11 protein-coding genes and 2 pseudogenes are annotated in these 15,045 nt (G+C 29.6%); 9 read left to right on the forward strand and 4 right to left on the reverse strand.

Annotated features, from left to right (window positions below; translation table 11 throughout):
* Positions 1 to 172 precede the first annotated feature (172 nt).
* The 5 genes and pseudogenes from ACQZHJ_RS02405 to murB all read left to right on the forward strand — a co-directional run bounded on the left by ACQZHJ_RS02405 (position 173) and on the right by murB (position 6,564).
* A complete protein-coding gene (locus ACQZHJ_RS02405; protein WP_430483949.1) occupies positions 173 to 607 on the forward strand; it encodes an FHA domain-containing protein in 435 nt (144 codons plus the stop codon).
* 16 nt (positions 608 to 623) lie between these two features.
* The gene (locus ACQZHJ_RS02410; RefSeq protein WP_430483950.1) at positions 624 to 1,853 is read left to right on the forward strand and encodes an FtsW/RodA/SpoVE family cell cycle protein; all 1,230 of its coding nucleotides are present in this window, start codon (positions 624 to 626) and stop codon (positions 1,851 to 1,853) included.
* Positions 1,854 to 3,317 carry a peptidoglycan D,D-transpeptidase FtsI family protein gene (locus tag ACQZHJ_RS02415; protein ID WP_430483951.1) on the forward strand — a complete coding sequence of 488 codons (1,464 nt, stop codon included), beginning with the start codon at positions 1,854 to 1,856 and terminating at the stop codon, positions 3,315 to 3,317.
* 308 nt (positions 3,318 to 3,625) lie between these two features.
* A pseudogene (gene uvrC, locus ACQZHJ_RS02420) lies at positions 3,626 to 5,489 on the forward strand (excinuclease ABC subunit UvrC).
* A 153-nt stretch (positions 5,490 to 5,642) separates the two neighbouring features.
* Positions 5,643 to 6,564, forward strand: a pseudogene (murB, locus tag ACQZHJ_RS02425) (UDP-N-acetylmuramate dehydrogenase).
* A gap of 104 nt (positions 6,565 to 6,668) precedes the next feature.
* On the opposite strand, the gene ACQZHJ_RS02430 reads toward murB, so the two are convergent.
* The 4 genes from ACQZHJ_RS02430 to ACQZHJ_RS02445 form a co-directional block, all read right to left on the reverse strand.
* The gene (locus ACQZHJ_RS02430) at positions 6,669 to 7,493 is read right to left on the reverse strand and encodes a hypothetical protein (protein WP_430483952.1); all 825 of its coding nucleotides are present in this window, start codon (positions 7,491 to 7,493) and stop codon (positions 6,669 to 6,671) included.
* 201 nt (positions 7,494 to 7,694) lie between these two features.
* Positions 7,695 to 8,240, reverse strand: a complete 546-nt coding sequence (locus ACQZHJ_RS02435) for a sigma-70 family RNA polymerase sigma factor (protein WP_430483953.1) — start codon at positions 8,238 to 8,240, stop codon at positions 7,695 to 7,697.
* A 57-nt stretch (positions 8,241 to 8,297) separates the two neighbouring features.
* The gene (locus ACQZHJ_RS02440; RefSeq protein ID WP_430483954.1) at positions 8,298 to 9,086 is read right to left on the reverse strand and encodes a hypothetical protein; all 789 of its coding nucleotides are present in this window, start codon (positions 9,084 to 9,086) and stop codon (positions 8,298 to 8,300) included.
* A gap of 145 nt (positions 9,087 to 9,231) precedes the next feature.
* Positions 9,232 to 9,999, reverse strand: a complete 768-nt coding sequence (locus ACQZHJ_RS02445) for a hypothetical protein (protein ID WP_430483955.1) — start codon at positions 9,997 to 9,999, stop codon at positions 9,232 to 9,234.
* Positions 10,000 to 10,405: 406 nt separating this feature from the next.
* Here ACQZHJ_RS02445 and hisC point away from each other — a divergent pair, with 406 nt between their 5' ends.
* The 4 genes from hisC to whiA all read left to right on the forward strand — a co-directional run bounded on the left by hisC (position 10,406) and on the right by whiA (position 14,964).
* A complete protein-coding gene (hisC, locus tag ACQZHJ_RS02450; protein WP_430483956.1) occupies positions 10,406 to 11,503 on the forward strand; it encodes a histidinol-phosphate transaminase in 1,098 nt (365 codons plus the stop codon).
* Between the two features lie 280 nt (positions 11,504 to 11,783).
* The gene (rapZ, locus tag ACQZHJ_RS02455) at positions 11,784 to 12,668 is read left to right on the forward strand and encodes an RNase adapter RapZ (RefSeq protein WP_430483957.1); all 885 of its coding nucleotides are present in this window, start codon (positions 11,784 to 11,786) and stop codon (positions 12,666 to 12,668) included.
* Entirely contained in the window at positions 12,665 to 14,035 is a 1,371-nt protein-coding gene (locus ACQZHJ_RS02460) for a gluconeogenesis factor YvcK family protein (protein WP_430483958.1), read from the forward strand. The genes rapZ and ACQZHJ_RS02460 overlap by 4 nt, the downstream gene beginning before the upstream one ends.
* On the forward strand, positions 14,014 to 14,964 hold the full coding sequence (gene whiA / locus ACQZHJ_RS02465) for a DNA-binding protein WhiA (RefSeq protein ID WP_430483959.1): 951 nt from the start codon (positions 14,014 to 14,016) through the stop codon (positions 14,962 to 14,964). Before ACQZHJ_RS02460 ends, whiA begins: the two co-directional genes overlap by 22 nt.
* Positions 14,965 to 15,045 lie beyond the last annotated feature (81 nt).

The following is a 15,045-nucleotide window of genomic DNA, read 5'->3' on the forward strand; positions in this document are numbered from 1 at the left end:
GTTAAAAAGATTAAAAATAACATATAAATATAACAAATTTACCTTTTTGAGGTGATATAATAGTTAAGAGTTTCTAATTATTAATTATGAAATTGTAATCTTTTATTGTATAATCAATTTATTAAATGAAGTAAAATATAAAAGAAATATAAAAAAATGTAGAGGTGAAGCAATGTTTTCTAAACTAATGACATGGGTTTTTGGAATAATATTTTTAGTAATACTATATTCCATAATTTATTATGCATTAAAGATAATGTATAAAGATGTTAAAGGCGGAAAGAAGAAGAAAGCCCCTGGAAAGAAAGCACATGGATTAGAAGTCTTAAAAACAATATCCAATGGAACTTTAGGAATCGGCTCAGTAATACCAGTGTCGAGCACTATATCTATTGGTAGAAGAGAAGATAATTCAATTGTGTTAAATGATCAATTTGTATCATCTTATCATGCTAAAATTTATGTTAAAAATAATGATTTTTACTTAGAGGATTTAGCTAGTACAAATGGTACATTTATAAATGATACAAAAGTTGAGGGTAGAGTAAGATTAAAAGTTAATGATCAAATAAGAATGGGAAGTACAGTGTTTAAGGTTATAGGATAGAAGAAGAGGTGATAATATGAATACTACTTTAAAGTATGAGAAAAGGATGTTGCTATTAGTCTATCTTCTATGTTTAGCCTTATTTACAAACATAGCTATAAAGCAGACGCCTATAGATAAAATGGCGTTTATAATAGCAGGTATATTAATAGTTATTATTGGATTTTCACATTTCATAATAAGAAAATTCTATCCCGATGGAGATAAGTATATGCTTATATTTGCATCGGTTTTAGCAGTTGTGGGAATAGCTGTTCTTTACAGATTAGATCCTAAACTAGCTATGAAGCAGTTAGTTTGGTTCAGTTTAGGAATAGCAGTCTACATGGGCATAGTAATAGTGTTGCCAGATCTTAAGAGTTTTGCTAAATATAAGTATGTTTATATGGGTGGAACTTTAATATTTATGGCTATGGCTATGGTTATAGGTAAAACAGTAAATGGAGCTAAGAACTGGGTTTACATAGGTGGATTTGGGTTCCAACCTTCAGAGATAGGTAAGATATTCTTAATACTATATTTAGCATCAGCACTTATGAAGTATGAAAAAAAGAATACTTTAAAGGAAGAATTTAAACAGCTTTTAGAGCCTGCTTTAGTTGTAATGTATTCTTTAGGATTTATGGTTCTTCAAAGAGATTTGGGTTCTGCACTAATGTTCTTCTTTGTATCAGTAACCATGCTTTATATGGCTACATGTAACTGGAAGTATGTTGCCACTGGACTAGGTCTTTTTGCAGTTGGTGGAACAGCCAGTTATTTCTTATTTGGACACGTTAGAAGAAGAATTATGGTTTGGAAAGATGTTTGGAAGTATGCTAATGATCAAAGTTATCAAATAGTTCAAGGTTTTTATGCTATGTCTTTAGGAGGAATGTTTGGGGTTGGTCTTTATAATGGTTATCCAAAGCTAGTACCATTTATATCTACAGACTTTATATTCACTTTGATAGCTCAAGAACTAGGTCTTATGTTTGGTATAGGTTTATTACTTCTATACTTCCTATTATTCTATAGAGGAATAAGAGCTGCATTAAATACAGATGATCCGTTCTCACAATTAAATGCAGTTGGATTTAGTACGCTTATAGTTGCTCAAGTTTTAGTTATTATAGGTGGAGTGTTTGCGGTAATTCCATTAACAGGTATAACATTACCTTTAGTTAGTTATGGTGGAACATCTATGCTTACAGTGTTCATCGCCTTAGGAATACTTCAGAAAATTTCAGAGGAGGGACTAAGATAGATGGCAAAGAAAAAAGATTTATCAGAAAGTATAAAGAAAGTTATGTTTGTCTATCTAGTACTACTTGTTGGACTTATAAGTTACATAGCATATTTCCAACTTGTAAAGGTGCCAAAGATAGCTGAGATGGATAGTAATACTGCTGTTATGGCTTCAAGAAATGAGGTTATAAGAGGAGATATAAAAGATAGGGATGGAAATGTTATTGCAAAGAGTACTAAGAGTGGAGATTTAACTCAGAAGAGAGAATATCCTTATGGAGAATTATATTCTCATCCAATTGGATACTCAAGTAATATATATGGAAATTCAGGGTTGGAAGGTGCTTATACAAAAGACCTTACTACTTATCAAAATATATCATTAAAATCATTCTTAAAATCATTTAATTTCAAAAATGAATTCAAAGATAGAGATAGTAGTGATTCTAAATATGGTAATAGTATTGTAACAACTTTAGATACAGACTTACAAAAAGAAGCATATGCTGCTTTAGGAGCTAACAGAGGGTCTGTAGTAGCTATAAACCCTAAAACAGGGGAAGTATTAGCAAGTGTATCTAAACCTGGTTTTAATCCGAATGACTTAAAGACAACGTATGAAACAGCTAATAATCCAAATGGAAATCCAAAGGATGCAATATTAGTTGATAGAGCAATAAATGGGCAATATCCACCTGGATCAACTTTTAAAGTTGTAACATTAACTTCAGCATTAGAAAATTTACCAGGAGTGACTAATAGAACATTTAATGATACAGGATCAATTAATGTTGGAACCAAAGACTTACCAAATGAAAATGGAGTTGCTTATGGAAACATAAGTTTAAGAAAAGCTCTATCAGTTTCAAGTAACGTAGTGTTTGGTGGTATATTAGGAGAAGAGTTAGGAAATAAAAATTTAAGAGAAACAGCTGAAAAATATGGTTTTAATCAAGACTTAACAGTTGGTAATCTTAAAGCATTCTCAGGAAAATTCCCAGACAGAAAAACTGTTGATAAAGGACTTATAGCTTATGATGCTATTGGTCAAGGGGATGTGCTATCAAGCCCGTTAGAAATGGCTTTAGTAGCAGCTACTGTAGCTAATAATGGAGTTATGATGGAGCCTTATATGGTTAGTAAAATTGTTGATAAAGATGGAGATACTGTTAAAGAGTTTAAGCCATCTAAAAAAGATACAGTTATGACTAAGGATCAAGCTCAAATTATAAATGAATATATGCAAGGTGTAACTCAAGATAGAATAAATAATAACTGGGGTTACTTTAGAGGAATGAATGTAGCGGCTAAAACAGGTACTGCACAAGTTCCAGATGGAACTTCACATGCATGGTTAATAGCCTTCGCACCAGCTGATGACCCACAGATTGCTGTGGCCACAATAGTTGAAAATGGTGGCTCAGGTTCAAGAGTTGCAGCACCAGTTACTGCTAGAGTAATGCAAGCATATTTCAATAAATAATTTGAATTTATAAAGCAAAACTTAATTATAATAAAAAATACAGCCCTAACAAGCTAAAAATAAGTTTGTTAGGGCTTATTATTTATATTATTAATAATTTTGTTGCTTTAATTTAAAAAATATATGTTATTTTATATTGGGAATAAATTTATTATAAAATAATACTTCTTGATAAAGCACAAAATAAATTATATTTATAATATGGTTTAGAATATTTGAAGTAAATCATTTTTTTAAGGATAACTTAGGAATATAATAGAGATGTAAATGTTACTTTAAGTGTGAAATGACAGATAAGAGGTGATATTATGTTTGATTTTCAACATCAGTTAAAGATTTTACCAGAGAAGCCTGGAGTTTATATAATGAAAAACTCCTTAGGTGAGGTTATTTATGTTGGGAAAGCAAAAATTTTAAAAAATAGAGTAAGACAATATTTTCAGAGTTCTAAAAACCATACTGAAAAAGTTAGAAATATGGTTAAAAACATAGCTGAATTTGAATACATAGTTACAGATTCTGAGATGGAGGCATTAATCTTAGAGTGCAATCTTATAAAGAAATATAGCCCTAAATATAACATAGCTTTGAAGGATGATAAGTTTTATCCTTTTATAAAAATAACTACAAATGAGGATTTTCCAAGAGTTTATGTTACTAGAAATTATGCTAAGGATGGAAATAGATATTTTGGACCATATACTAATGGAACAGCAGTTTATGAGGTTATGGGACTTATTAAAAAGTTATTTCCACTTAGAACTTGTAAGAAGGCTATAGTAGAGGGTGGAGAGCCAACTAGAGCCTGTCTAAATTATCATATAAACCTTTGTAAGGCACCTTGTGCTGGATATATTTCAAAGGCGGAATATTGGAAGATGATAGATGATATCATAAACATACTAAATGGAACTGGACCATTCTATAACTAAAAAGCTTAAGGTGGAAATGGAAGAGGCTGCTGAGGAATTAGAGTTTGAACGGGCAGCTAAACTCAGAGATAGAATGCTTGCTATAGACTCTATTGTTGAAAAGCAAAAAATGTTTACTGTAAAAGAAGGTGATGAGGACTTTATTCATCTATATACTGATGAAAAAGATGGATGTGCTCAAATTTTCTTTGTTAGGGAAGGAAAAGTTACAGGAAGAGAACATTTCATGCTAGAGAATGTCAGTGGAGAACCAGTTGGTGAAGTAATAAGCTCATTCATAGCTTCATTTTATGGTGGAACTGCACAGATTCCTAAAACTATTTATGTTCCAGAGGAACTTGAAGATCAAGAGCTTATAGAGAAGTTTCTAACAGATAAGAGAGGTTCTAAAGTTTGGATTAAAGTGCCTAAAAAAGGTGATAAAAAGAATCTTTTAGATATGGTACAAAACAATGCAAAGATTACACTAGAGCAATTTAAAGAGAAAATGGTTGAAGAAAAAGAGTTGAATACTGTGGCATTAACTGAGCTAGCAGAGATTTTATCTTTAGATTCCTTACCAACTAGAATAGAGGCTTATGATATATCAAATATACAAGGTGTAGATTCTGTTGGAACAATGGTTGTCTTTGAAAATGGAAAGGCTAAAAATTCTGATTACAGAAGGTTTAAGATAAAAACAGTACAAGGACCTAATGACTATGATAGTATGAGGGAAATTTTAAGTAGAAGATTTGCTCATGGATTAGATGAGGTAAATAAGATCAAAGAAAGAAACTTAGAATATTCAAAGGGTAAGTTTTGTATCTTCCCAGACCTTATAATGATGGATGGGGGAAAGGGACAAGTGAATATAGCCTTAGAGGTTCTTAGAGAGTTTGGTGTAGAAATACCAGTTTGTGGGCTTGTTAAGGACGATAAACATAGAACTAGAGGGATAATATATGGCAATGAAGAAATTCTTGTTAGAAGAGGTTCTGGGCTTATGAATCTTATAACTAGGATACAAGACGAGGTTCACAGATATGCAATTACATATCATAGAAGTTTAAGGGATAAAAGAACTCTTCATTCAATTCTAGAAGACATACCTAGAGTTGGGGAGAAGAGAAGAAGAAATCTTCTTATTAAGTTTGGAAGTGTTGATAACATAAAGAAAGCTACTTTTGAAGAATTACTTGAAACACCAGGTATAGATAGAAAAGCAGCTGAAAGTATAAAAACTTACTTTTCAAACTAGAGTTTTAATAGCAAAAATTGACTTTAATTAATATATATAATATTATGACATAGAAAAAAGTGAAAAAATTTGTACTAACTTATTGAAAAGATGTCAAGAATTAATTTATACTATTAAATTAGGAAATCAAAATTAAAATTGAGGAGTTTGGGTATGAATCAGTACATGGAGTTTTATAAATTATTAGGTGAATTTTATAATGAAGAAGATATTAGTGTGGATTCTCCAATGAGCGAACATATTTATTTTAAAGTGGGACGAACCAGCAGATATACTAGTAACTCCTGTTGAAGAAGAGCAAGTTGTTAAGACTTTAAAACTTTGTAAAGAATATAACGTACCGTATTTCATATTAGGAAACGGGTCAAATATTTTAGTTAAAGATGGTGGGATATCTGGAGTTGTAATTAAGTTTAATAAACTAAATAAAGTTACTTCAGAAGGAAACTGTGTAACAGCACAGAGTGGAACACTATTAAAAGATGTATCAAAGGCTGCCTTAGAAAATAATTTAAGAGGCTTTGAGTTTGCATGTGGAATACCAGGAAGTATTGGTGGAGCGGTATTTATGAATGCTGGAGCTTATGATGGGGAAATGGCACATGTAATAAAATCAGCAAAGGTAATTGATGAAAATTGTAATATTAAAACTTTAACTAAAGAGGAATTAGAACTTGGATATAGAAGTTCAGCAGTTATGAAAAATGGTTACGTGGTTTTAGAAGCTACAGTTGAACTTGAAAGCGGAGAATATGCTAGTATAAAAGACAGGATTGATGACCTTACAAACAAGAGAGAAAGTAAACAACCTCTAGAGTATCCATCAGCAGGTAGTACATTTAAGAGACCTGTTGGATATTTTGCAGGAAAATTAATTCAAGATTCAGGGTTAAAAGGTTTCTCAATAGGGGGAGCCGCTGTTTCAGAAAAACACTCAGGTTTTGTTATAAACAAGGGTGGAGCTACAGCTAAGGATGTCTTAGATGTTATAGCTCATGTTCAGAAAACAGTTAAAGAAAATTTTGACGTTGAACTTCATACTGAAGTTAGAATAATCGGTAGAGATGAAGAATAAAAAAAGAGTGTGCTTATGCACACTCTTTTTGTTTAATTTAATATTTGTTTAAGTTTTTTTATTAGGCGTTGATTTCTAAATATATATGAAGCTTAAAATGGCCACTACATATTTAGAGAGAATAGATATTCAGAGAGTTTAGGAAAGTTATTTGACCCAGTGAGAAAACTGAATAAAACCCATAAAAACAATGCTAAAAATGCAAGGTTAAAAATCCAAAAAGTAATTTTCCCAATAGGAAATTTAAGTTTTCTATAATTTTTTATTCCAAGTGATTTTAAAACATCTAAGAATGCATTTAAGTCAGCATCATTATGACCTCTTGTGCCTCTTAACATATATTCACTAGGAATATTTAGGTCATTTTTACCAAGTCTATTAAATTCTATAAAAAGAGTGTTTTTGCTGAATTCCATAAAATCTCTAATACTTTTATCTGCAATAAAGACTGTTTTTATATATTTAAGAGGAACCGTTGTTACATCTATAAGTCTAAAGTAATTATCTAAGTTATAGAATAAAATTTTTGTTTTAGTTACATAAATTCTATGAGAAGTAGTAGTACCAGAAAAAGCTAGTGGTGCTACCTTGTATGAATAATCATCAAATGTATATAAAGTTGTTTTATAGACAAGTTCATCTTCAGGAATAGGACACTCCTTGTCCAAAGCTTCTACAACTAAATCACGCAATACCTTTCCACCTTTAACATAGAACAATACATCATCAGTTTCCTCACCAAGATTATTAGTTACTTTTATTATATTTTCAAGGGATAGGTCAACAGGTATAGTATCTTTTTTATTTGCTACATAAGGTCTTAAAGTAGATTTTAAAAATTTTCTTATTCTTTCTTTTTGTTCATTTGAAAGATTTACATTTGGAAGTTCTTTTTCATTAATATCAAGCAATTCAAAATAGTTTTTCATACAGTTAGGATTAATCTAAATAAATTTAATAAGTTTTAATATCAAAAAGTAGAGTTAGAGTAAAACTACTTAGTTGATATTAAGTTTTATTAATTTATGCTTAGATTATATCCATTCACCTCCTTAATCAATTAGTTATTTTAAAGTTCGAATAATAAGAATTCTTTTATTGATATTTATAAAAATAATAATCTTTGAGTATTAACCTGCAGATTCTGAATTTCCTTTAAAATGTTTAGATAATTTTTCACGTCCTCTTAATATTCTGAGACTTACAGCTTTAGGGGTCATACCTAAAGCACTTGCTATATCTTTAACACTTTTGTTCAAGAAAAAGCGTTGGATAAAGATACTTTTATCAGGCTCCTTAAAAGATATAATTTCTTCTTTGATTTTTTCTAATTCACGTCTTGTTATAACTTTGTCTTCAATAGAATTTGAATTGTCTTTATTCTCTTCATTAAGCTCTGTATTTTCAAAATGTTTTTTTTCTTTTCTAAGAATATCTATTGCACTATATTTTGTTATAGCTGCTAACCAATTTTTAAATTTACTTTTCTCGTAGTCATACCCATCTATATTCTCCCAAACTTTTAGAAGAACATCATTTACACATTCCTCACTAAGTTCTTTTGAGTTTAGCTGCATATATGCTAATTTATATATTAAATTCCCAAAGGCATCTAAAACATATTCTAAAGCCTTAGGATTTTTATTTTTAAGTTCATCTATGAATATATTTTCCATAATATCCTCTCCTAAATATCTTATTATCGTTTCCCTTATATTTAATTACTTTGAAATTTATGTGTTCAATATTGGAACAACAATAGTAATAAATAAATAGATAATAAATAAAAATGTTGCTACACTTACTATCCATAAAAAATATTTGTCAAAAGATTTATCATTATCTTTCTTTACTTTAATGCCAACTGAAGATAGTGAGTTTAAAAGTCCAGTTAAATTAGAATCCCCTTCACCATTTTCATCTCTTAGATAATAGACTTCTGGTAATTGAAGATTAGTTTCTTCATTTTGGTTTAGTTTTAATGTTAAGACATTACAACTAAATGGTATGAAATCAGTTCTATTGTTATTATCAATATATGCAGAGTGTATAGCGGTGATAGGAAGTTTAGTTGAATTTACAAGCCTAAAGTAATTATCCAGGTTATACATGAACACATAATCTTTAGTAACATATATTCTATGCGAAAAGACTGATTCGGAGAATAAAATACCAGCAACTTTGAAGCTATAATCCTTAGGTATATATAGTAATGTTTTATATAAGATTTCTTCTTCTTTTATTGGACACTCTTTGTCTAGAGCTTCAAGAACAAGGTTTCTAAGTATCTTTCCGCCTTTTACATAATTAAGAACATCATTACTTTCTTCTCTAAGATTATTTGTAACCTCATATAAGTTTGAACTTGATAGATTAACATCAATAGGGTTTTTATTTAATAGTAAATAAGGCTCAATTAAATTTTTAAAAATATTTTTTAAATGTTTTTTCTGATCTTCAGAAAGGTTTATATTTGGTAAGTTATCTTCATCTATATCAATTAAATCGAAATGTTTAGTCATTTTATTTAGATTAATTATGATATTTTTAAATTTACATAAAAATATTCTAAATTAATCAATACACCTCCCTTATGGTGAATTTAATATTTGAATATGTTATTGGAATACTTATAAGTAGTTTTCAATAAATATAAATTTAATGAGATTAAAGATTAAAAATTATAAAGTACATTAATCCGATTAGAGAAATTATTCCTATAATATAAAATCCAATATTGGAAATGGAATAATGATTGATTCTATCTTCTTTAACTCCTAATTTAAGAAGAACTTTTAAGAATTCTTCAAGTTCAGGAGAAAACTCACCATTTTCATTAATTAAAAAATATACACTTGGAAGAGATGAGTCATTTTTTTCTGAGTTATCTAAAGTTATTGTTAAAGTATTTTTACTTAGAGGAAGATAGTTTGTTTTATAAGTTTTATCTATAAATGCTGATTTTATATACTTAATTGGTAAGATTGTTTTATCTATTAATCTGAAATAGTTATCTAAATTATAAATAAACAACTCATTTTTAGTTATATATATTCTTTGTGCAAATACAGTGTTTGAATGTAAGAGTAACTCTGATTTAAAACAATAATCTACTGGAATATAGAATAGAGCTTTATATAAAATATCTTCTTTTGGAATAGGGCAATCTGCATCTAAAGCTGGTACTACCAAGTCTCTAAGGATTTTGCCCCCTTTAATGTAATTAAGGATTTCTTCTGATTGATCTCCAAGATTATCAACAGTTTTCAAAATATTTGAAGATTTTAAATTAATATCAATAGGGTTATTGTTTTTAGACAAATATGGTTTAATATTATTCTTCAAAACACTTTTTAATTTGTTCTTTTGCTCATGAGAAAGTTCAACATTGGGTAGATTATCTTCATCTATATCAATTAATTCAAATTTTTTCAAAGCATTAACCTCCTTTGTGTACCTTCTTAGTAATATATTTCTTATGATATACTTTTTGTAAATTTATAACAAATAAATTTAAATATACACTTATAAATAAAGTTACGTAATAGCTGTTCTATTAATTAGTTCGTAATAAAAAAGAAAATGCTTCAACTTTTTTCAAAATTTCTCAAAAAAAGTTTTTCTAAGTTTATTTTAGATAGATATTTGCTTTTGCTTAGTAAGTAGGACTTGCTTAATTGATTGGATAATATAGTTGATTATTTAAAGGCTTATAGAAGTTTTTAAGAAGCATATGCATTCATTAAAAAATTTTTAAATATAGTTAGGAGATATATTGAATTGTATAATTACATAAAACCTTTAGTAAGGATTAATTTTTGGTTTTAAGGGGGAGGGTAAAATGAGTTTTAAAGTTAGAGATGAAGTTTTAAGAATTGAGAAGTATGTGGCTGGGAAGCCAATAGCAGAGGTTAAAAGAGAACTGGGACTTGAAAAGGTGGTTAAGATGGCATCTAATGAGAATCCATTAGGCTGTTCACCTAAGGTTAAGACAGCCTTGAGAGAACTAGTTGAAGAAACGTTTTTATACCCTGATGCTAATAATTTTGAATTGAAAAATATTTTGGCAAAGAAATTGGGAGTAAAAGAAAATCAGGTTTTTTGTGGTGCTGGATCAGATTCTTTAATAAGAGTTTTGTGTAACACATTGATAAATCAAGGAGATGAAAATATAATAGGGGAAATAACCTTTCCAAGATATGAAACTAATATAGAACTTATGGGTGGAAAAGTTATTAAGGTTCCTATGAAGAATATGAAGCTTGACTTAGAAGAAATGGTAAGTAAAATTACTGATAAGACCAAGACTATATGGTTTTGTAACCCTAATAATCCTACAGGAAGTACCTTTGGAATTAATGATATAAGAGGACTTCTAAAAATGATACCTACTAGTGTATATATAATAATGGATGAGGCTTATGTAGAGTATGTTTCAAGAGCGGATTATCCAGATTCATTAGAACTTTTAAAAGAATATGAGAATATTATTATCTTAAGAACTTTTTCAAAAGCTTACGGACTAGCCTCCTTAAGAGTAGGTTATGGAATAGCTAGAGAAGAACTTGTGGATTATTTTAATAGAGTTGTGAATTCTTTTGATGTTAATCTTTATGCACAGGTTGGGGCTGTAGCAGCATTAAAGGATAATGAATTTTTAGATAAAGTGAAAATATTTAATAGAGAACAAAGAGAGTATATGGAAAATGCCTTTAAGGATATGAGGTTAGAATATGTTAAATCAGATGCTAATTTCATAATGGTAAATGTTAAATGCGATGACAAAAAGTTTTTTAACTATTTACTTCAAAATGGGTATATAATTAGACCAGGTTATTTATTGGGTTGTCCAGGTTGGATGAGAATAAGTATTGGAAAAGAAGAAGAAAATAAGGAATTAATCAAACTTATGAAGGTTTATTTAGGTAATAATTTGTAAAATTGTACTTTCATAAATTAAGTAATTATTCCCTTTTTTATGTTATAATTTATCTATAAAATTGATTATAGTATGGGGCTGTATCAAGATTGGAAATAATGAAACTTATAAATAGTATTTCTAGCATATATTTATAAGTTTTCTTTTCTGTTAATTTTGATTTAGTACCCTTTCTTATGTTTAAGATTTAAGGTTATTTATGATTTAGCTAGGAAAATGAACTTATAAGGATTTACGAGTTAATTCTAAATGAAGTATAAATATATTTAGGAGGATTAAGATGAGATTTGTAATAGTAACTGGACTTTCAGGAGCGGGAAAAACAGAAGCAACTAGAAGCTTAGAAGATTTAGGATATTTTTGTGTGGATAACTTACCACCTAAGTTAATACCTAAATTTGCAGAGGCTTGTGTTCAAAGTGAAGGGAAAATAGATAAAATAGCTCTAGTAATAGATATCAGAGGAGGAATTTTCTTTGATGATTTATTTGAAAGTATAGAGTATTTAAAAACTAACAATTTTAATTATGAAATATTATTCTTAGAAGCTTCAGATGAGGTCTTAGTTAAGAGATTTAAGGAGACAAGAAGAAGTCATCCACTTTCACCAGATGGAAGAATTATAACTGGTATTAGTGAAGAGAGAATGAGACTTAGAGAGCTTAAGGATAGAGCTGATAATATAATAGACACTTCAAACTATCCAATAAGAAATTTAAGAGAGAAGATAAATCTTTTATATGGAGATGGTAAGCCAGTTGAACAAAATCTATCAATAACTGTTTTATCATTTGGATTTAAGTATGGTATTCCATCAGATTCAGATTTAGTATTTGATGTTAGATTTATACCAAATCCATTCTATATACCAGAATTAAAGCCATTCTCAGGTGAAGATGAACCAGTTAAGAACTATGTTCTTGAGCAAGAGGAAACTAAAGGGTTCCTAACAAGACTTACAGATATGACTGAGTTCTTAATTCCTAATTATATAAAAGAAGGAAAAAGACAAATGATAATATCAATAGGATGTACTGGTGGAAGACACAGATCAGTAGCTATTGCTAATGCTTTATATAAAGAACTTTTAGGAAAAAACTTTAATGTTAGTTTAGAGCATAGAGATATTAACGAGGACATAAATAGAGGGGATAGAAAACTATGATAATGAAGAAAATGCTTAAGCCTGGTATCAAAGTTAAGAGATACATTTTTATGGCTTTAGCATCTACTATAACTATGGCAATTGCCATAGCTCAGCTTATAGATGATAGACATGTAACAACTATTCAGGATAAGGCTATATTTATAATACTTATATTCTTTTCTGGATTAGTAGGTTATAAATCTATTGTTTGGTGTGTTAAATCAATAGTTTCATTGGTTAATACGGGTTATATAAATTTATCGATTGAAGAGGATGAATTAGAAGATCTTATAGAGGATGATAGACTTCTAATTAAGGGGCCAAAGATTGTTGTTATTGGAGGGGGAACAGGTCTATCCACAATGCTTAGAGGACTTAAACATTATACTTCAAATATAACGGCAGTTGTTACAGTTGGTGATGATGGAGGTGGCTCTGGAATTCTTAGAGAAGACCTAGGTATACTTCCACCAGGGGATATCAGAAACTGTATATTAGCATTAGCTAATACAGAGCCTTTAATGAATGAATTATTGCAATATAGATTCAATGATGGTAGACTAAAGGGCCAGAGTTTTGGTAACTTATTTTTAGCTGCTATGGATGGTATATCTGAAAATTTTGAAGATGCAGTTCAAAAAATGAGTTCAGTACTTGCTGTAAAAGGTGAAGTTTTGCCAGTAACTTTAGAAAATATGATTCTAGAAGCAGAGCTTACCAACGGGCATAGAGTAAGAGGAGAGTCTGTAATTGGAGAAGAGGTTATAGACCAGAGCAGTCCTATAAAAAAATTAAGGATAATTCCAGAGGATGCTAAGGCTCTAGGTAGAGCTTTAGAAGCAATTGAAGAGGCTGATGCTATAGTTTTAGGGCCAGGAAGTCTTTATACTAGTGTACTTCCTAATCTCTTGGTAAAAGATATAACTAAGGCTATTAAGAAGAGTAAAGCTTTTAAAATATATAACTGTAATATTATGACACAACCAGGAGAGACAGATGGATTTAATGTATCAGATCATGTTCAAGTGATATTAGATCACTGTGGAAAAGATATGATTGATTGTGTTATAGCAAATTCTAAGGACATATCAGATAAATTAAAGAAAAAATATTTAGAGAAAAATTCAGAGCTTGTTGAACTAGATTTAAATAAGCTTAAAAAGATGGGGTTATGCGTGGTTGAAGGTGATTTAACAAGAGTCAAAGGAGACTATATAAGACATAATTCAGAATATTTGGCACAACTTCTCATTGAAACCATCATGGAAAAGCATTTATTATATGATAGGAAGAAAATTTTAGAGTATATATACTTATCACAAAGAATTAAGAAAAGAGAAAGTTCAAACAGGAAGGAGCAAACATGTCATTTTCAGCAAAAGTAAAGGGAGAAATATGTAGATATATTGATATATCAAAGGAAGAAGCTCTTGCTCAAATATCAGCCATAATGAAAGTTTGTGGAACACTTGCTTTTAGTGGTAGACAAATAAGCTTCAAAATGACAACAGAAAATCCTGCATCTGCAAGATTAATGTTTACCATATTAAAGGACTACTTCGATATACATGCAAAGCTTATGGTAAAGAAGAGTAATTCTTTAAAAAAGAATAACATATATATGGTTGTTATAACTGAAGATATGGGAGTTAAGAATTTACTTGAGATAACAGGAATCCTAAGAGAAGTAGAAGGAATAATGTCTTTGGACTATCATATAGATGAAGATTTAGTTGATACAGAAGAAAAGAAAAAGGCATATATAAGAGGAGCATTCATTGGGGGAGGAAGTATAAGTAATCCAGAAAAAACTTATCACCTAGAGTTTGTTACTCATTCGCAAGAATATGCTGAGGACTTAGGAAAACTTGTAAATACTTTTGGATTAAAATCAAAGGTTATTCAAAGAAAAAATAGCTATATAGTTTACATAAAAGAAGGGGAGCAGATAGTAGACTTATTAAATATAATAGGTGCTCATACTGCACTTTTAGAGCTTGAAAACATTAGAATCATGAAAGAGATGAGAAACAATGTTAATAGACTTGTAAACTGTGAAACAGCAAACTTAAGTAAGACTGTAAATGCAGCGGTTAGACAAGTTGAAAGTATAAAGCTTATAGAGAAAGAAATCGGGCTTGCTAGACTTCCTAAAAATTTAAGAGAAGTTGCAGAGCTAAGATTAAATTACCCTGAGGAGTCATTAAAGGAGCTTGGTGAAATGCTAGAGCCACCTGTAGGAAAATCAGGAGTAAACCATAGATTAAGAAAAATCGAAAAAATAGCTGAAGAGCTTAGAACAGGAAACTTTTAGGTTTTAAACCTAAAAGTTTTTTTGTTATGTAGATTATGATTTATAGCTATACCTTCAGACCTAACTTAATTTCGCAAAGAG

It is taken from the genome of Clostridium sp. B9 (genome assembly GCF_050509515.1).
In the GTDB taxonomy this organism is placed as follows: Bacteria; Bacillota; Clostridia; order Clostridiales; family Clostridiaceae; genus Sarcina.